15 protein-coding genes are annotated in these 16,959 nt (G+C 67.3%); 7 read left to right on the forward strand and 8 right to left on the reverse strand.

Annotated elements, in window-relative coordinates; all coding sequences use genetic code 11:
* Nucleotides 1-3: 3 nt before the first annotated feature.
* The gene (locus BR31_RS0119350) at nt 4-1,602 is read right to left on the reverse strand and encodes an MFS transporter (RefSeq protein ID WP_027502422.1); all 1,599 of its coding nucleotides are present in this window, start codon (nt 1,600-1,602) and stop codon (nt 4-6) included.
* A gap of 158 nt (nt 1,603-1,760) precedes the next feature.
* Here BR31_RS0119350 and BR31_RS0119355 point away from each other — a divergent pair, with 158 nt between their 5' ends.
* Together BR31_RS0119355 and BR31_RS0119360 are read left to right on the forward strand one after the other, a co-directional pair.
* On the forward strand, nt 1,761-2,384 hold the full coding sequence (locus BR31_RS0119355) for a TetR/AcrR family transcriptional regulator (RefSeq protein WP_027502423.1): 624 nt from the start codon (nt 1,761-1,763) through the stop codon (nt 2,382-2,384).
* Between the two features lie 34 nt (nt 2,385-2,418).
* Complete coding sequence (locus BR31_RS0119360; protein ID WP_027502424.1) at nt 2,419-3,504, forward strand: NAD(P)/FAD-dependent oxidoreductase; 1,086 nt, start codon at nt 2,419-2,421, stop codon at nt 3,502-3,504.
* A 134-nt stretch (nt 3,505-3,638) separates the two neighbouring features.
* On the opposite strand, the gene BR31_RS32485 is transcribed toward BR31_RS0119360, so the two are convergent.
* From BR31_RS32485 to BR31_RS30710, 3 genes are all read right to left on the reverse strand, one after another.
* The gene (locus BR31_RS32485; RefSeq protein ID WP_269321361.1) at nt 3,639-3,773 is read right to left on the reverse strand and encodes a hypothetical protein; all 135 of its coding nucleotides are present in this window, start codon (nt 3,771-3,773) and stop codon (nt 3,639-3,641) included.
* A 167-nt stretch (nt 3,774-3,940) separates the two neighbouring features.
* A complete protein-coding gene (locus tag BR31_RS29330; protein ID WP_231496616.1) occupies nt 3,941-5,356 on the reverse strand; it encodes an MFS transporter in 1,416 nt (471 codons plus the stop codon).
* Between the two features lie 505 nt (nt 5,357-5,861).
* Nucleotides 5,862-6,521: a TetR/AcrR family transcriptional regulator gene (locus BR31_RS30710; RefSeq protein WP_197023661.1), complete on the reverse strand. Its 660-nt coding sequence runs from the start codon at nt 6,519-6,521 to the stop codon at nt 5,862-5,864.
* 272 nt (nt 6,522-6,793) lie between these two features.
* On the opposite strand from BR31_RS30710, the gene BR31_RS30715 reads away from it, so the two are divergent.
* Both BR31_RS30715 and BR31_RS29345 read left to right on the forward strand, forming a co-directional pair.
* A complete protein-coding gene (locus BR31_RS30715) occupies nt 6,794-7,954 on the forward strand; it encodes a saccharopine dehydrogenase family protein (protein WP_027502425.1) in 1,161 nt (386 codons plus the stop codon).
* 115 nt (nt 7,955-8,069) lie between these two features.
* Complete coding sequence (locus BR31_RS29345) at nt 8,070-9,305, forward strand: NAD(P)/FAD-dependent oxidoreductase (protein ID WP_051637582.1); 1,236 nt, start codon at nt 8,070-8,072, stop codon at nt 9,303-9,305.
* 55 nt (nt 9,306-9,360) lie between these two features.
* On the opposite strand, the gene BR31_RS29350 is transcribed toward BR31_RS29345, so the two are convergent.
* Nucleotides 9,361-9,792 (reverse strand): nitroreductase/quinone reductase family protein, encoded by a 432-nt coding sequence (locus BR31_RS29350; RefSeq protein ID WP_051637583.1) that lies wholly within the window; start codon nt 9,790-9,792, stop codon nt 9,361-9,363.
* A 93-nt stretch (nt 9,793-9,885) separates the two neighbouring features.
* Nucleotides 9,886-10,461 (reverse strand): pentapeptide repeat-containing protein, encoded by a 576-nt coding sequence (locus tag BR31_RS0119395; protein WP_037177304.1) that lies wholly within the window; start codon nt 10,459-10,461, stop codon nt 9,886-9,888.
* Nucleotides 10,462-10,535: 74 nt separating this feature from the next.
* Here BR31_RS0119395 and BR31_RS31950 point away from each other — a divergent pair, with 74 nt between their 5' ends.
* Nucleotides 10,536-11,135: a TetR/AcrR family transcriptional regulator gene (locus BR31_RS31950; protein ID WP_051637584.1), complete on the forward strand. Its 600-nt coding sequence runs from the start codon at nt 10,536-10,538 to the stop codon at nt 11,133-11,135.
* A 40-nt stretch (nt 11,136-11,175) separates the two neighbouring features.
* On the opposite strand, the gene BR31_RS0119405 is transcribed toward BR31_RS31950, so the two are convergent.
* Complete coding sequence (locus BR31_RS0119405) at nt 11,176-11,937, reverse strand: hypothetical protein (RefSeq protein WP_027502427.1); 762 nt, start codon at nt 11,935-11,937, stop codon at nt 11,176-11,178.
* Between the two features lie 472 nt (nt 11,938-12,409).
* Entirely contained in the window at nt 12,410-14,602 is a 2,193-nt protein-coding gene (locus BR31_RS0119410) for an acyltransferase family protein (RefSeq protein ID WP_027502428.1), read from the reverse strand.
* A 233-nt stretch (nt 14,603-14,835) separates the two neighbouring features.
* Here BR31_RS0119410 and rox point away from each other — a divergent pair, with 233 nt between their 5' ends.
* Together rox and BR31_RS0119420 are read left to right on the forward strand one after the other, a co-directional pair.
* Nucleotides 14,836-16,272: a rifampin monooxygenase gene (rox, locus tag BR31_RS0119415; RefSeq protein ID WP_027502429.1), complete on the forward strand. Its 1,437-nt coding sequence runs from the start codon at nt 14,836-14,838 to the stop codon at nt 16,270-16,272.
* Nucleotides 16,273-16,472: 200 nt separating this feature from the next.
* A partial coding sequence (locus BR31_RS0119420; protein ID WP_027502430.1) for an amino acid permease occupies nt 16,473-16,959 on the forward strand: 487 nt, incomplete at its 3' end.

A 16,959-nucleotide genomic window follows, 5' to 3' on the forward strand; every position in this document is an offset into this window, starting at 1 on the left:
CAGTCAGGTCGGGGACGCGCCGTTGGAGGCCGGTGACGGGGTGTCCGGTATGCGAATCATGCGGAACGAGTTGAGCAGGCCGAGGAGACCGGCAAGGATCGGGACGAGCAAGGCGATCTGAAGGGCGAGGGGTCGCGCGTCGGTGTTGATGCGGATGATCTCGTCCTGGATCGCCTGGGGCTGGTCGACGAGCAATCCTTCGAGTTGGGTGTTGCTCATGACCTCCGCGTCGTCCTCGAGCACCTGCGCCACCTGCTGCTGCTCTGCCTGCGGCAGTACGGTGCTCGATTGCGCCATCGTGGTGAACGTGATGGACAGCGTCGCCAGCAGGATGGCGCCGGCGAACGCCAGCCCGAACGACAGCCCGAACGACCCCGCTGCCGAGTTGGTGCCTGCGGCCTCGCTGACCCTCTCGTCCGAGATCGGGGCGAGCGTGTAGTCGTTGAGTTGCGACACCAGCAATCCCAGCCCTGATCCGGCGACGATCAGGGGGACCACCAGCGCCCAGCCGAATTCCGCCCGGGGCACGATCGGGATCAGCGCCGCGATCCCGATCGTGAGCAGAAGGAAACCCCACCGGATGATGCCGCTGGGGCGCCGATCGCCCGCCTTCTTCCCCGCGAGCACCGCCACCGCGAACATGCTGAGGGAGAGGGGCGCGAGGGACAGGCCCGCCTGCATCGCGTTGTATTCGAGCACCATCTGGAGGTAGATCGGCAGCGCGATCATCGTGCCGCCCAGGGCGATCTGCTGGAGCATCTGCCCCGTGATGCCCAGCCGGAAGATCTTGGACCGGAACAGGTCCGGGTCCAGCAGGGTCGGTTCGCCTCGCCGCTTGCGCCGCACGAGCCAGTACGCCAGTCCGGCCAGCGCCGCCGCACCGATCACCAGGAGCGCGGCCACCGCTTCGCCACCCTCCTGCCACACCAGGATTCCCAGCACGATGCCGCCCATGCCCAGCACGGAGAGTGCCGCACCGACAGTGTCAACGCCTCGAGATCCCGTGTACGGCACGTCCCGGACGAGCTTGATGCCGGACAGCACGATGGCGATGATGACGACCTCGAGCAGGAATGCGATGCGCCAGGAGAGGAAGGTGGTGATGAAACCTCCGAGCAGCGGCCCGACGGCCGCCGCGATGGCGGCCGCGGCCCCGACGAGGGCGTAGACCTTCTTCTGGGCGTCTCCCTCGAAGTTGCCGTGGATGAGGGACTGCATGGCGGGCAAGAGGAGTGATGCGCCGATTCCGCCCAGCACCGCCCAGAAGATGATGATCGCGGTCAGGCTTTGTGCGAGTGTCATCGCGGACGCACCGACGGCGTAGCCGAGTAGGCCGAGCACGTAGGCACGCTTGCGTCCGATCAGATCGCCGACCTTGCTGCCGATCAGGATGAATGCCGCCGACACCAGTGCCTCGAGGGCGATGGCCGCCTGGACGCCACTGACGGTCGTGTCGAGATCTCGAACCACCGACGAGATCGACACGTTCATCAGGGACGTGTCGACGACCAGGACGAACATCGCCATGGCAAGCAGGATGGCGAGCAGGCGTTGGCTGCCGGCCAGCGGCTCGGCACTGCCGGTAGTCGATCCCTCTGTCATGGGACACCCGCCATCTCGGCTGTCATGGAAATTCTCAGGACGGCATCAGTTCAGACAGCGTACCGATCTACGCAGGTGACCGTGGTCTTTGCGAGGCGAGTCCGCGTTGTCGAACGCCAAGCGTTGACCGGAAGTCAGTAAGCACTTACTGTCGCCCTGTGTCCACGCGAGAGAAGATCATCGAGGTCGCCCTGCGGCTCTTCGGTGAGCAGGGCTTCGCCAGGACATCGGTGGCGCAGATCGAAGGAGAGGCGGGCCTGCTCCCCGGCGGGGGAGGACTCTTTCGCCACTTCCGCTCGAAGCGCGAGTTGCTGACCGAGGCGGTCACTCATCGCTTGGCGCAGCGCGGAGATTGGGAGTACCTGCTCGACCCCGAGTTCTCCTTCGTCGGGATGCTCGACTCGATCGCCCCGACCGCGAGCCGGGTCGACCGGTTGCTCCTTCTGTCTGAGATGGGGTTGGCCCGCCTCGACCACAATCGTGACGTGTCTCGAATACTGATGCGGGACAACTCGATCGACGACTCGGTGCTCGCGGCGTTCCGGCACGACGAGTACGAGGTCGTGATGACGGTGGTCACGCGCGCGCTGACCGAGCTCGCGGGCGGCGCCGACGGAGACTGGCCCGCGGCGGCGGCGGTACTCGTCGGCGCGGTCTCCCACTACTGGCTGATGGCCGACATCTTCGACGGCGAGCACCCCAGTGGCATCGACTCACAGCGCTACCTGCGCGCCACCGCGGAGCTCGTCGCAGCCAGGCTCGACGAGGCGAGCGAGCAATAAGTTCCCGATCCGATTCCGATACAGGAGGTCAATCGTGAAAGTTGTTGTGGTTGGTGCAGGCTATGCCGGGACGATCGCGGCGAACCGGCTGGCGAAGAAGGTGCCGGACGCGGAGATCACGGTGGTCAACCCTCGGTCGAGCTTCGTCGAGCGGGTGCGGCTCCACGAGGAGATCGCGGGGACCGGCGACGCGGCGACGCCCCTTGTCTCCATGCTCGCCACGGGGATCGCCGTGCGGGTCGGGAGCGTCGAGAAGGTCGGCGACGGAAACGTCACGCTGGACGACGGTGGCAACGTCGACTACGACTACCTGTTCCTGGCGGTCGGCAGCACGGTCACGCCGCTGGCCGGCACCATCGGGGTCGGCACATGGGAAGGCGCCGACCAGGCCCGCGCGGCGCTCGCCGCGCTTCCTGCGGATGGCACGGTGACCGTCATCGGCGGCGGCCTGACCGGAATCGAAACCGCGTCCGAAGTCGCCGAAGCCCGCCCCGACCTGCGGGTCCGTCTGGTCGCCGAGACGGTCGCGGCAAGCCTGTCCGCCGGTGCGCAAAAGCGAGTGCACACCGCTCTGGAGCGCCTCGGCGTGGAGATCGTCAACGGCTCGGTCAGCGCCGTCGACCCCGGCCCGAACGGCGCCGTCCACCTCCGCTCGGGCGCGGGACTCGATTCCGACCTCACGCTGTGGGCGGTGGTGGCCGGCGTTCCCGAGCTCGCCGCCCGCAGCGGCCTGCAGGTGAACCAGGAAGGGCGTGCGGTGGTGGACGAGTTCCTCCGCAGCGTCACGGATCCTCGGATCTTCGTGGTCGGCGACTGTGCCGCCGTGCCCGGCGCTCGATTGAGCTGCGCCACGGCCGCGCCCCAAGGAGCGCACGCGGCCGACACCCTCGCGCGAATGGCCAAGGGGCGCAATCCGAAGCCGTATTCGATGGGCTACACCGGCCAGGCCCTGAGCCTGGGGCGCAAGAACGGCGTGGTGCAGGCAAGCCGACGCGACGATCGGCTGCGGCGGCTGTACGTCACCGGCAGGGTCGCGGCCATCAGCAAGGAATGGGTGTCCAGATACGCCAAGTACGGGTCGAGGACGGCTAACTACGCATGGCTGCCCGGCAAGGGTTAATCCCGTAGTGGTGCAACATGTGTCGAAGGTTTGTCTCTGTTGACAGGTCGGGGGCGATCGTGACGATCTCTCACGGCGGAATCCTCTCGGCAGGCTCGTGGGCATGCCGAGAGGATTCCGCTCTCTGTTCGCGGCTACGTGGCCGAGCCTGCGCCCGCGAGAGCCAGCAGGCCCAGCGCTGAGCCGACGCCGGCGACTACGCCGCCGATTCCGCCGATGAGCGCGGCCGCGGTGCCGATCTGCTGAAGGTCGGCTTCTGTGGATCCCATAGTCGAAACTCCTTGTTTTGTAGTGTGATTCGCTTGATGCGGTATCGAACTGGTTCGTCGATCACTGGTGTGGGCTGTCTCGGCTGGCTCCTTCCGTTGGGGCGATGGCAGGAATCGGTCGGGGTGTGGTCGGCCGCGCCGTACGTTCGGGGCACGATTCCCCGATGTCAGGGCGCGTTCGGCGACAGGACGGGCTCGTCGGACAGCGGCTGAGCCTGTATGTCGAGGTCGGCGACCTGCTCGACTCTTCGTGGCAGCGCAAACGCGGCGACAGCCGCGATCAGTGCAGCGCCGGCCGCGATCAGGAAGCCGATCGTCAGTCCCTCGTCGGTGTAGAACGCCGCGCCCTCGACGACGGTGGCGATGTGGGAGTTGAGGACCGTGAATGCGACGACTGGCAGGACGGCGGGTAGGACGTTCTGCGATACCGAGGACACGGCACCGGTTGTCCCCTGCAGCGGTTGCGGAACCGTCGCGAGCAGCAGGTTCGGTGCCGCCGCGTAGCCGATGCCGCCGCCGAGCCCGACCAGGGCGGAGAAGATGATGACCTGCGGCTTGGACTCGTGGGAAATCGCGGTCAGCGTGCACGCGAGCGCCATGACGGCCATGCCGACGGTCATCGGGGTGCGTGAACCCGTGCGCGAGACCAGGAAGCCGACGATGAATCCCCCGATAACCGTCGCGCCGCCGAACGGCGCCTGGAAGACGGCGAAACCCTCGGCACTCACTCCGAACCCGTAGCCGAGGCCGAGGACCGCGGGGGTCATGCACATGAATGGCAGCAAGATTGCGAACACGGCGCTGACCGCATAGCAGAGTCCGCTGCTGAGTACGGTCAGGGCGACCGCACGATTGGACAGAATCCGGAGGTCGATCAGCGGTTCGCGAATCATGCGAGCCGACACGATCCAGGCTGCGAACATCGCGGTTCCGCCGATCAGGTAGGCCAGCGTGCTCGGTGCGGTCCACCCCCAATCCGGCGCGAAGCTGACGCCGATCAGCACTCCGGCGATCCCCGCTCCGAGTAGCGCCGCGCCGACGAGGTCGATCGTCGACCGCAGCCGCACGGGCGACTCATCGGTGGTGGCGAGAATGAGGGGCCCGAGAACGCAGAGGCAGATCAGGGTGAACCAGAACACGCTGCGGAACCCGAAGTTATCGACCAGCCAGCCGGTGAGGAAGGGGGCGGGGACCGTGACCAGGCCCATGCCGCTGATCGCGATGCTGACCGCCATGGCGACCGTTTGCTTGGGGAATACATCGCGGATGAGTGTGTAGACCAGGAACAGGCAGGGGCCCAACATGCCGGTCAGCGCTCGGCCGGCGACGATGACACCGAAACTGGAGCCGGTGGCGGATACCAACGCGCCCACTGCGGAGAGCGCGATGCACACCATCAGCAGCTTGCGCTTCCCATGCGTATCGGCGAGCTTGCCGATGAGTGGCGAGGCAACAGCGCCGAGCAGGAGGAAGCCCGTCTGTAGCCAGGCGCCCTGGGTGGTCTGGTAATGAGCGGAGATCTGGGGCAGGGCGATGGCGATCATCATGTAGCTGATCGACAGCAGTTCGAGCAGTAGGGCCATGGAGATCAGCGAACCGATCACCCGAGGTGTCCATTGCCTGACTGTCGGAGTGCTCTGGTCTCCGTTCGGGGGATCAGGGGTACCGAGAGCGAACTGAGAAGCGTCCATAGGTCGGAGTCCTTCCGGGAAGGATGCAGATGCGGCAGGTGCCTGGCTCGGAGGCGCGTCGATCGGTGGAGTCCTGGAGCGGATGGGGTCGCTGGCGACCTGTACCGAGCTCTGAGAATCGTTCTCGGCCAGCAGATTCGACGACGAGAACTTGGACGGGAACGCTATAGCCGTCGATTCGGGCGGACGAGCGACCCTCCCGTTGAGTGGGACACTGCGTGACTTTCAGGCGTGTCGGCGGACCGCGGAGGTGGTCCGAGTGGGCCGCCAATTCGTACATCTCGGACGATCCGCCGAATTATTTTGAATACCAAACGATCCCGGCGCCACGCGATGAAACCGCGTGGCGCCGGTGGGCTGTCCAATGGGGGGGAGTTGGCGCGATTGGCGCTTCGGGTCAGGTGGGTACGTGACGGGCCTCGATGCCGGCGATGAAGACATCCAGTGCCGTGATGAACGCGGTGTAGCCGGCATGGTCCTGCGTTTCGGACGCGAATCGCACGGCTCGCCCATGGGCAGGGGTGAGCCGCTGATCGAGATCGGCGGCGGCCTGGAGTCGCCATTCCCGCAGGTCAATGCCGGATTTGATCTCTTCGCCGGGGTTGTCGATGCTCAGCGCAGCCATTCCGAGCGTCAGGCCCGCCACGCCAATGAGTGCCGCGTAGCTCGTGGAGCTGTCCATTCCGATCTGATCCAGACGTGCGAGAACGATCTCGAGCTGGTCGAGTGAAGCCATGTCGACGCGTCGGCGCGGCGTGGACCACACCCCGATCAACCAGGGGTGGTCCACGAAAGCCTGCCAGTCGCCGAGCGCCATCGTCTTGATCAATTCCTGCCAGGGCACCTCGGGATCGTCAGGCAGGTGGGTCTGGCGGGTGATGGCATCCACCATGGCGACAACGAGGTCGTCGCGATCCGCGACGTGACGATACGGAGACATGGTGGCCACGCCGAGGGTGGTGGCCACGCGGCGCATCGACAGGGCGTCCATTCCCTCTGCATCGGCAATGGCTATGCCTACCTGGGCAATTCGCTCGCGCGTCAACGGTTCCTTCATGGTCCGAAAATATCTCCTCGTCAAGTAGTGACACGACTCGCGGTGATGTGTACATTGTACGCACGGCAGGTGATCGGCGCCACAATCCGTGCGTCGTGGCTGCCGGACATGCCTGCGACCGACTGCCGTCCCGGCCGACCCGCCACGCCTACGCGGCCGGATCGGCTCGCCGTCCCCGCCTGCCGATGTCGGACTCATTACGCCCCCTCGGCCAGGCCACAACCACTTCCGACTACGGCTCTTCCGCCCACACAGATCGAGGTTTGCCACCCATGAAACTCGTCATTCTCAGTGCAGGTTCCATCGCCAGCGGCGTAGCCAGAATCCTTGCTCCATCAGCCTGTTACGACGAACTCGTCATCGCTGACATCGACATCGACAAGGCCGCCGCCCTCGCCGACGAGCTGGGCGGAAAGGCCGAACAGTTCGATGCGTCCGATCCGGCAAGCATCAAGTCGGTGATCACCGGCGCCGATGTCGTGTTCAATGCGGTCGGGCCGTTCTTCAAGTACGGCATGCCCATCATCCGCGCTGCCATCGAGTGCGGCGTCAACTACGTCGACGTCTGCGACGAGTTCGATGTTGCCGAGCAGATCATTCGGGACTCGGGCCTCGACGAGGCCGCGAGGGCGGCCGGTGTGACGATCGTGTTCGGCATGGGTTTCGCGCCGGGCATCACCAGCCTCCTCGGCCGATGGGCCGCGGACCTGCTGGACACCGCCGACAGCGTCGACGTCATGATGGCGATCCCGTACATGGTCAACATGGGCGCCACGATCAACGAGCACATGCTGCATTCGATGTCCGGAGAAGCCCGGCAATTCATCGATGGCGCAGTCCGCTCCGTGCCGGCCTGGGGTGACCCGAAACCCTTTACGCTGCAGGAACCTTTCGGAGTCTGCCACGCCGGATACATGGGGCACCCCGAAGGCATCACGCTCGGCCGCTACGTGCCCGGGCTGCGCAGCGCCACCGTCAGGTACACCTGGTTCGAGGAAGCCGGTAACGACATGTGGAAGGCGTTCGAGACGCTCGGCCTGACCAACCCCGTCAGGCTCGATGGGTTGCCGATGTCGCCTCGGGAGTTCCTTGCGCGGTACATGGCCACCGCGGAGGGAGAGCGGGCACTTGCCGTCGAGCCCAGCGGCATGCCGGGCACGGTGATGCAGATCGTCGCGGAAGGCGAAATCGGTGGTGAGCCTGCCCAGGTCATCTTCGAAGCGCAGGTGATCTACGCGGACGGGGTCGCAGATGATCCGACGCCGCGGGCCGCCGCCGCCGCGGTGAGGGAGATGCTCGAAGGCCGGATCGTCGCGCGTGGCGTCTTTTCTCCGGAAGCGTGCATCGATCCGGAACCGTTCGTGCTCGGTGTCCTCGCATCAGCCGGTGTCACGCTCAGCAAGCGCATCGTGACCCTGACCGACATTCTCTGAGCGATCCTCTGAAGAACCCTGTGGGGCACCGGCATCGCGCGGTGTCGTCGATTCCGGTGCCCCACAGGCCCCGTTTCCGCACAGACCCGAACGGGCACAAACTAGGAGACTGCACATGCAGGCTGAACACGAGTTCGATGTCATTGTGGTGGGAGCTGGGCCCATCGGAGCAGCCACGGCCCGGCATCTGACTGCGCTCGGAGCGGACGTCCTCATCGTCGGACCCGACGAACCCGCTCGTTTCGACGATCACGACGGAGTGTGGGCCGGGCACTACGACCAGGGCCGACTGGCGCACGTCCTCGAGGTGCCGTTGGTCTCGTCGCTTCTCGCCAACCGTTCGATCCGCCGGTTTCCCGCCTTGTACGAGAACACCGGCATCGAATTCGCCAAGCCCACACCATCACTCGCCGTGATGCCGGAGGCCATCACGGACCCTGAATCGGCCGAGTGGTTCGACAGGGACCGGCTGGTGGGCAACGCCGCGGACCTCGGAGTAGGAGTTGTCCGACTTGACGAAGCGGACCTGCGCCAGCGGTACCGCCACCTGAGCTTCGAACCCGGTCACGTAGGGGTTCTCCAGCCGGATGCCTTCATCGTCAATCCGCGTGAGCTGGTGCGGGCGTTGCTCGGGGTAGCCACAAGAGGCGGGGCAACTCTCATACGTGACGAGATCACCGACATTCGACGCGAGGCGCGCGGGCAACGTGTCACCGCCTACTCCGGTTTGTCGTGGCGCGCCCGGTCCGTCGTAGTTGCGACCGGTGCGGCCACGAACGCGATCGAGTTGTTGGGCAGGCCCCTTGCGATGGACGCATTCGGCGCCACGGTCGTTCTCGTGGAGGCACCGGAGCCCGATGAGGTCGACCTCCCGGCGACGATGTACCTCAAGGTCCGCGACGGCGAAACCCTCTACGGTGGAATCGTCATGCCGCCGCTTCGCTACCCGGATGGGCGCTGGTACTTCAAATGCGCGGGCAACAGTGTGCTGGAAACTCCACTCGATACACCTGACGAGATTGCTCGATGGGTCCGATCCGGCGGCAATCAGAAAGACATCGACGAGGCACATTCCGTCCTGACGGACTTGATGCCGCGGCAGCAGTTCGGTGCGGCCCACACGCGACCCTGCCTGGTTTCCGCCAACCGCACCGCCCTTCCATACATCGATCAGATCGACGACGACCTCTTCGTAGCGGTCGAGGGTGAACGCGGTGTGATGGCAGCCGACGAGATCGGGCGGCTCACAGCCGAACTCGCTTCAACAGGTCGATGGTCCGACAGCATCCCTCACGACCTGCTTCGTGCCGTTTGGGAGATTCCGCTCGCGACCGAGTCGCCCGTACGGTGACGCCCGCCGCAGCCAGTCGCCTGCGGCGGTGGGGATCTATGTACAGGGCGATACTCTACGGCGTCGTGAGGACGCCGACCGGGAACGTGCGCCCGGATTTCGCCTCGTGTTCGGCGATCGTCGGCAGTTTGGGGACGATCACGTGCTGCCAGAGCCTTTCGCGCTCTTCGCCGTTCGCGATCCTTGCTGATACTTCCCGCTCGTGATCGCCGATCCGGATCCGGACGGTCTCGGCCGCCGCGAGGTTTCTCATCCAATCGGGGTCGGACTTCGCTCCGTATGCGGAGCCCACGACAACGTACGAATCGCCGTGCCCGAGGTAGATGACCGGTGCCGTTCGCGGGATCCCGGTCTTGCGTCCGGGCACCGTCAACAGGAGAACGGGCAGTCCCACCGTCGTCCCGCCGAGGCGACCGTCAGATATCCGGTACAGGGCGACGGTCGCTCGGTTGACGAACGCCAGTACGGTCTTCGCTATCGGATGCATCTGTGGGTCGGGAAAGCGGGGGATTGCGCCCGGTACTCTCCCATTCTCCCCTCGAAGGCGGTCGTCTCGGCTGTCATGCGTTCGCCCGGTCGGTCAGTCGAGCTCGGTGCCGTCCGGCATGGTGACGCCGGTGAGATCGGCACCGTCCAGGACGGCATCGGCGATGTTCGCGCCGGTCAGGTTGGCCTTGCCCAGGTAGGCGCCGATCAGCGTGGCGCCGGTCAGGTCGACATCGCCGAGGTAGGCGCTGGTCATGTACGCGCCGGAGAGATCCGCTCCGGTGAGGTCCGCGTGCCCGAGGAAGGTCGACGTCAGAAAGGCCATCGTCAGGTCCGCGTCCCGCAGGACGGCCCTGGTGAGAAACGCACCGGTGAAGTTGGCGTCGTGGGCCACCGCGCCGGCGAGGTCGGCCCGCGCCAGGTCGGCGCCGACGAACTCGGCGGAGGTCAGATTCGCACCCGCAAGGATGGCGTCCGTGAGGTCGGCTCCCGACAGGTCGGCGCCGGTGAGGTCTGCTCCGGCCAGGTCTGCACCGGCCAGGTTCACGCCCGCCAGGTCGGCGTCGACGAGGCTGACGCTCCCCGAATCGCAGACCGCCCGTAGGGAATTCCAGGCCGCAGTATCCGAACGGAGCAGGTCGAGAGGATTCGCCTGCGATGTCGATGTCATTGAGCCCCCTATGTTGACGGCGTCAACCTAACACCGGCTTGTTGACAGCGTCAACAACCTCCTACCCTCAGGAGATGCAGGAGAGAAGCCGGGACACACGCCGCACCCTGATCGCCGCGGCCAGCGACCTCTTGGCGCGGGGCGGACCGGCCCACGTCACGCTGCGGGCAGTCGGCGCGGCGGCCGACGTGTCGCGGACGGCGCCGTACCGGCACTTTCAGGACAAGGACGACCTGCTGAGCACCGTGGCCGCCGAGAGCCTTGCCGCCCTGACGGCGGAGATGCAGCACGCGGTCGCGGACACCACGACAGCGTCCACGCCGTTGTTTCGCGCCTGCCATGCCTACGTCCGCTTTGCCTGGGCATACCCGAACCACTACCGGCTCGACTTCTTCGGAGGCGACCACACGATCCCCCCGAGTCGGGTGCTGGTAGATGCCGCCAACGATTTCAATCGGTACTTCAACGACCTCGTTGTCGAGGCACAGCAGAGCGGCACGCTCATTGCCGGCGACATCCGGGACGTCGGCCCACTGCTCTGGGTCCTGCTGCACGGACTGGCCATGTCCAACCACCTGGTCGCCGACCAAGGGTGCGAGCCCAAGAAGGGCTATGACGCCGACGACATGTCGCGTGTTCTCGCGCTGGCCCTGCAGAACCTGGCCCCACGCTGAGCCTCACCCGGCCCTGGCAACAGCTGCCTCCGGTCGCGAATCAGTGTGCGGGAGCGGCGATTGCCGAGCCGAAAGAGCCGTCCCCGCCGGTCTGACCTGGCTCTGTACCGTCGGCGGGTTCGCGCACGTAGGCGTACATCTGCGAGGGTGCGGTCGAGGTGCCGCCGAAGTAGAAGCCGGCGAACCACTTACCGGTGCTGGTGGGATTGGCGGGGCAGGACCGCGGGAGGGTGGCCGTCTCGTGGATGTCCCGGCCGTTGATGGTGCCGTCGATCGCGAAACGGTAGACGGACCCGTCGATCTGGATCGAGTACCGCAGGGGCTGGATGGCCGCGAGGTCGTCGTGGGAGAGGGTGACGAGCGCGCTCTCCGGGTACTGATGCACGCCGTTGGAATTGGCATACGGCACGATCTCGAGCACGCGGGGCGACGTGTCGGTACGCCACCGCCAGCCGAACATGGCGCCGTTGCGAGCAAGATCGAAGTCGCCGCAGTCCGAGAAGCCGGGCAGTTTGTTCCAGTCGAACTGGTCCTCGGACTGAGTGGGCGAGGTGAGCACATACTCCGCCGTTGGGGTCAGGATGAAGTCGTAGGTCCGTGACGCTCCACCGGGGCTGATCCATCCCTCCAGGGGGCCGGTTGCGCCGGCTGGTCGACCCACCGTTGCGCTGTGCGCGCCGCGCTCGATGGTGTAGCTCGACCATCCGGGGGGTGTGCCGGGGGCCAGGCAGCCGCTCAGGGCGGTGGCCGTGATCAACAGGACGGCGGCGATGCCCGCCTTTCGGATGATCGTGCGGCTCACGGCTTCCCCTTCGGTTCGTCCCGCCACCCTGCCACACGCTCCGCTCGCCCACCCCCGTTTCTGCAGTGGCCGATCGCCGGTGACCACGGACGCGAGACGGCATGGTCAGATCGACGGGTTGCGACTGCGATTCATCACGGTCTGCCACCAGTCGTTGAGGGGGCTCGGCTCCGGCCAATGGACCCGCTCTTCTGCGGGCGGAACGGGGTCGCGGTGGCTCGTCTTCGGCTCGCCGACTCGGGTCTGCGTGTGATCGTCCTCGTGGGGCACAGCTCTGTACCTCCCTGACGCCCGTGCGGCCACCGAGCGCGAGCGCGGCCGTTGTGCAATACGACGCTAGCACCGAACGTGCCTGGCCGGTGGGACCTGGCGCCGGTTGATTCGATCGTGGCCGGGCGTCGATACCGCACCGGCACAAGACAATCGGTGCGTCGCCACGTGGAGACGAATGGCGCCCAGGTGCCCCTCGAGCTCAACGCGGCGCGAGTGCGCGGTCGGTGAGCGCGGTGACGACGGGCGTGAGCGCCAGGGCGTGCTCGAGGGTCAGGTGGTTGTCGTCGCGGAACACCAGGTCCTTGCCGACTATGACGGGACAGCGGTCTGCGGTGCAGAACAACTCCGTGAGATCGGCATATCGCCCGCCGCCCGCCGCGGTTGCCGCGGCCTCGGCCGCGATGCCACCAGCATTCACCGCGACCGGGCGGGGCGGCGAGCACGCGGTCACGTCGTCGAGGTTGGCGGACAGGCAGGTCGGCACGGTCGAATGCGGATCGGGGATGGGGCCGAGAACGAGGACGGCCGCCCCGGTGGCCCGCAGCTGCGCCACCATGCGAGTCAGGCTGTCGAGCCAGGCGGGATCGTAGGCGATGAAACCGAAGTCACCGCCGTATCGCCGGGACATGCTCAGCACGATCAACCGCGGCCGCTCGGCCTGTAGCCGCGCGACGACCTGGCCGCGCCACTGCTCGCACTCGCTGTACTCCCGGCCGAGATAGGGGCTGGTGATCGGTAGATCCAGCAGCGGACAGGTGACCTTGCCCATGGTCTCGAGCCGCCAATGCCGTTGCTCCGCGGCCGATTCGAAAGCCGGACTCCACATCGCGGCGTGTGAGTCGCCCACCAGGGCCACCGTCGTCGTGGAGAACGGGTCGCCCGAGGCGCACTCGCTCACGCCGATCTCGAGCCAGGACCGCACGCAGCCGTTGGCGAACACCTCCGGCTTGTCGGCAGGCGCGTCGGCCAGCGCCGGGGACAGATTCGACGGCACGGCGAGTGTCGCCGCCGACTCCGTGACCGCGGCCTGCACCTGCGCGGTCAGTTGCTGCACCGCGGCGTCGCGTGGGTCGACGGCCGGGGTCGCCGCGGGTGTGGGTGCGGCGGTGACCGTCAGATCCGCCGCCGCCGCGCCGTGGCCGACCGGGACTGGGCGCGCGAGGAGGAGCACCAGCCCCGCGCATACGGCAACGGCGGTGATGGTGCCGCCGAGCACGAGACTGCGCGCCGCCGAGACCCGGAGTGGCGCGGCGAAGCGGACCGGATTCTCGACGAGGTGCAACGTGAGCACGGCCAATCCGCCGGACAACGCGAGCGCACCGAGCCGTCCGGTCAGGTCGAGGGTGTGACCGATGAGCGCAGGCACCAGCAGCAGCACCGGCCAGTGCCAGAGGTACCAGGAGTACGACACCCGGCCGACCGCCCGGATCGGCGGGAGCGCGAGCCCAGGACCGACCCCCCGTCGCGGCGTGGCGCAGCCGGCGCCGATCACCAGGACGGTGCCCAGCACCGGGAGCAGCGCGGCGGTACCGGGATACGGAGTCGTCTCGTCCAGCCGTGTGCAGGCGAGCACGAGCAGGGCCAGGCCCGCCCACCCGGCGAGGGTGGCCGCCACCGAGGGCAGCCGACTCCACCCGCGGGCCGAGAGCGCCACCAGTCCGCCGGCGGCCAGTTCCCAGGCCCGCGACGGCAGCGAGAAGAACGCCCACGGCGGAAGCGTGTCGGTCCAGACCAACGAGATCGCGAACGATGCCGCGGCAACCAGTGCGAGTACGAGCAGGTACGGCGCCGCGGATGGCGTGGCGGCGGCGCGGTTCCGACGCGCGGTGCGAACCAGCCAAGCAGCCCCGATGATCAGGGCCGGCCACAGCAGGTAGAACTGTTCCTCCACGCCGAGCGACCAGAAGTGCTGGAACGGCGACGGCGGCGCGTCCGCGGCCAGGTAGTCGGTGCCCTGCAGGGCGAACCGATAGTTGCCGACGTAGAGTGCGCTCGCGATCTCGTCGCCGAGGACGTCCCGCGCCTGCAGGGGAGGAAGCAGCAGCGCCGAGCAGATCGCGGTGACGACCAGCACCAGGCCCCCGACCGGCAGCAGTCGGCGGGCCCGCGCGCCGTAGAACCGGGCGAGGCCGACGGTGCCGGTGGTCGACACATCGCGCCACAGCATCCCGGTGATGAGGAACCCCGAAACGACGAAGAAGACGTCGACACCGACGAACCCGCCCCCCACGCCGGGGACGCCTGCATGGAACAGGACGACCATGACGACGGCGACGGCCCGCAGACCCTCGATGTCCGGACGGAAGCTCGACCCGGATCGTGTTGCAGCGGGATCGGCGAGGCGGTCACCGTCGGATCGGTGTTCTCGCTCTGCAGTGACAACCGTGTTCACCCCGACCAGCCGTCCTCCCCCGAAGACCCAGCCACCGTGCGCAACCGGGCAGCGGCACCGCACCGGAGTCCGGTGCAGCGGCCGGGCCGGAGCATAGGCGAGATCATTCCACCGGCACCCCGGAACGGACTCGAGCCACGCCGCGATATCTCGGTCCTGTCCATCGGGACCCGAGCTGTGCAGCATGGGTGGACGGCGCCGTGGCATGTGCCCGTGTCGGAAAGGGGGATTGCATGATCGACGTGATCGTTGTCGGCGGCGGGCCGACCGGCTTGATGCTCGCCGCCGAGCTGCGCCTGCAGGGCGTGCGGGCGCTCGTGCTGGAGAAGGAGGCCGAGCCGACCGGGCAGGTCCGGTCGCTCGGCCTGCACGTGCGCAGCGTCGAGGTGATGGACCAGCGCGGCCTGCTGGAGCGGTTCCTCGCGCTCGGCAAGCAGTACCCGGTCGGCGGCTCCTTCGCCGGGATCACCAAGCCGCGGCCCGACAGGCTGGACACCGCACATCCGTACATCCTCGGCATCCCGCAGAACATCACCGAGCGCCTGCTGGCCGAGCACGCCGTCGAGCTCGGCGCCGAGATCAGGCGCGGCACCGAATTGATCGGGCTGAGCCAGGACGACCACGGCGTGACCGCCGAGCTGGCCGACGGCACGCAGCTGCGCTCGCGCTATCTCGTCGGCTGCGACGGCGGCCGCAGCACGGTGCGCAAGCTGCTCGGCGTCGGCTTCCCCGGCGAGCCCGCGAGGGTCGAGTGGCTGCTGGGCGAGGTGGAGGTGACCGCGCCGCCGGAGGAGCTGGCCGCCGTGGTGGACGAGGTCCGCAAGACCCACAAGGGGTTCGGCGCCGGGCCCTCCGGGGACGGGGTGTACCGCGTCGTCGTGCCAGCCGAGGGGGTGGCCGAGGACCGGTCGACCCCGCCGACCCTCGAGGAGTTCAGGCAGCAGCTGCGGGTGTTCGCCGGCACCGACTTCGGCGTGCACTCACCGCGATGGCTGTCCCGCTTCGGCGACGCCACCCGGCTGGCCGAGCGCTACCGGGTCGGCCGGGCTCTGCTGGCAGGCGATGCGGCGCACGTCCACCCACCGCTGGGCGGGCAGGGCCTCAACCTGGGCGTCCAGGACGCGTTCAATCTGGGCTGGAAGCTGGCCGCCGAGGTCAACGGCTGGGCGCCGGAGGGGCTGCTGGACAGCTATCACACCGAACGGCATCCGGTGGCCGCCGACGTGCTGAACAACACCCGGGTGCAGTCCGAGCTGATGTCCACCGAGCCGGGTCCCCAGGCGGTGCGTCGGCTGGTGTCGGAACTGATGGATTTCGACGACGTGAACCGATATCTGACCGAGAAGGTCACCGCGATCGGGGTCCGCTACGACCTCGGCGAGGGGCACGAGCTGCTCGGTCGACGGCTGCGCGACGTGGCGCTGAAGAAGCGAGGGCGTCTCTATGCGCTGATGCATGGCGGCCGCGGGCTACTGCTCGACCAGACCGGCGAGCTCTCGGTGGCGGGCTGGGCAGATCGAGTCGACCACGTCGTGGACGTCATCGAGGAACTCGACGTGCCCGCGGCGCTGCTGCGGCCGGACGGCCACGTGGCCTGGATCGGCGAAGACCAGCAGGATCTGCGCGCCCACCTGTCCACGTGGTTCGGCGACTGGGATTCACCGCGGTGACACTGCGCCCCGGACTTGGCGTGCCGTAGAGCCGATCCAGGACGCCTAGTTCACACGGATCGACGCGGATCGGGACGGCCGGGACCTTGACGAAGTTGTATATACAGGACTATACATACCTCTCGAAGGTGTGACTCGCCACACAGTGCGAGGGGCCGGCCAGGCCGAATCCACCCCAGCCCAGTCCAGGGAGATCGATTGTGAAAGACACCGCCGCGGCGCTGACCCGAGGTCTGACAGCACGCCACATCAGGTTCATCGCGCTGGGTTCGGCCATCGGGACCGGCCTGTTCTATGGATCGGCGGAAGCGATCAACCGGGCCGGCCCGTCGGTGCTGCTCGCCTATTTGATCGGTGGGGCGGCGATCTACATCGTGCTCCGCGCGCTCGGTGAGATGGCCGTGAGCAATCCCGTGTCGGGCTCGTTCGGTGAGTATGCGAGCAAGCATCTCGGGCCGCTGGCCGGGTTCATGACCGGCTGGACGTACACCTTCGAGATGATCGTGGTGTGCCTCGCGGACGTGACCGCGTTCGGCGTCTACATGGGGTTCTGGTTCCCCGACGTGCCGCGGTGGATCTGGGTGCTGGCCATCATCTTCTTCATCGGCGCGATCAACCTGCTCAGCGTCAAGGTGTTCGGTGAGGTGGAGTTCTGGTTCACCCTGGTCAAGATCGCGGCGATCGTGG

The sequence above is a fragment of the Rhodococcus sp. UNC363MFTsu5.1 genome, assembly GCF_000686785.1.
Lineage (GTDB): Bacteria > Actinomycetota > Actinomycetes > Mycobacteriales > Mycobacteriaceae > Rhodococcus_G > Rhodococcus_G maanshanensis.

What these genes read in the sequence shown, in the direction of transcription:
- BR31_RS0119350 (WP_027502422.1), bottom strand. Translation starts at nt 1,602, where the DNA reads ATGACAGAGGGATCGACTACCGGCAGTGCCGAGCCGCTGGCCGGCAGC.
- BR31_RS32485 (WP_269321361.1), bottom strand. Translation starts at nt 3,773, where the DNA reads ATGGGATCCACAGAAGCCGACCTTCAGCAGATCGGCACCGCGGCCGCG.
- BR31_RS29330 (WP_231496616.1), bottom strand. Translation starts at nt 5,356, where the DNA reads ATGGCCCTACTGCTCGAACTGCTGTCGATCAGCTACATGATGATCGCC.
- BR31_RS30710 (WP_197023661.1), bottom strand. Translation starts at nt 6,521, where the DNA reads ATGAAGGAACCGTTGACGCGCGAGCGAATTGCCCAGGTAGGCATAGCC.
- BR31_RS30715 (WP_027502425.1), top strand. Translation starts at nt 6,794, where the DNA reads ATGAAACTCGTCATTCTCAGTGCAGGTTCCATCGCCAGCGGCGTAGCC.
- BR31_RS29345 (WP_051637582.1), top strand. Translation starts at nt 8,070, where the DNA reads ATGCAGGCTGAACACGAGTTCGATGTCATTGTGGTGGGAGCTGGGCCC.
- BR31_RS29350 (WP_051637583.1), bottom strand. Translation starts at nt 9,792, where the DNA reads ATGCATCCGATAGCGAAGACCGTACTGGCGTTCGTCAACCGAGCGACC.
- BR31_RS0119395 (WP_037177304.1), bottom strand. Translation starts at nt 10,461, where the DNA reads ATGACATCGACATCGCAGGCGAATCCTCTCGACCTGCTCCGTTCGGAT.
- BR31_RS31950 (WP_051637584.1), top strand. Translation starts at nt 10,536, where the DNA reads ATGCAGGAGAGAAGCCGGGACACACGCCGCACCCTGATCGCCGCGGCC.
- rox (WP_027502429.1), top strand. Translation starts at nt 14,836, where the DNA reads ATGATCGACGTGATCGTTGTCGGCGGCGGGCCGACCGGCTTGATGCTC.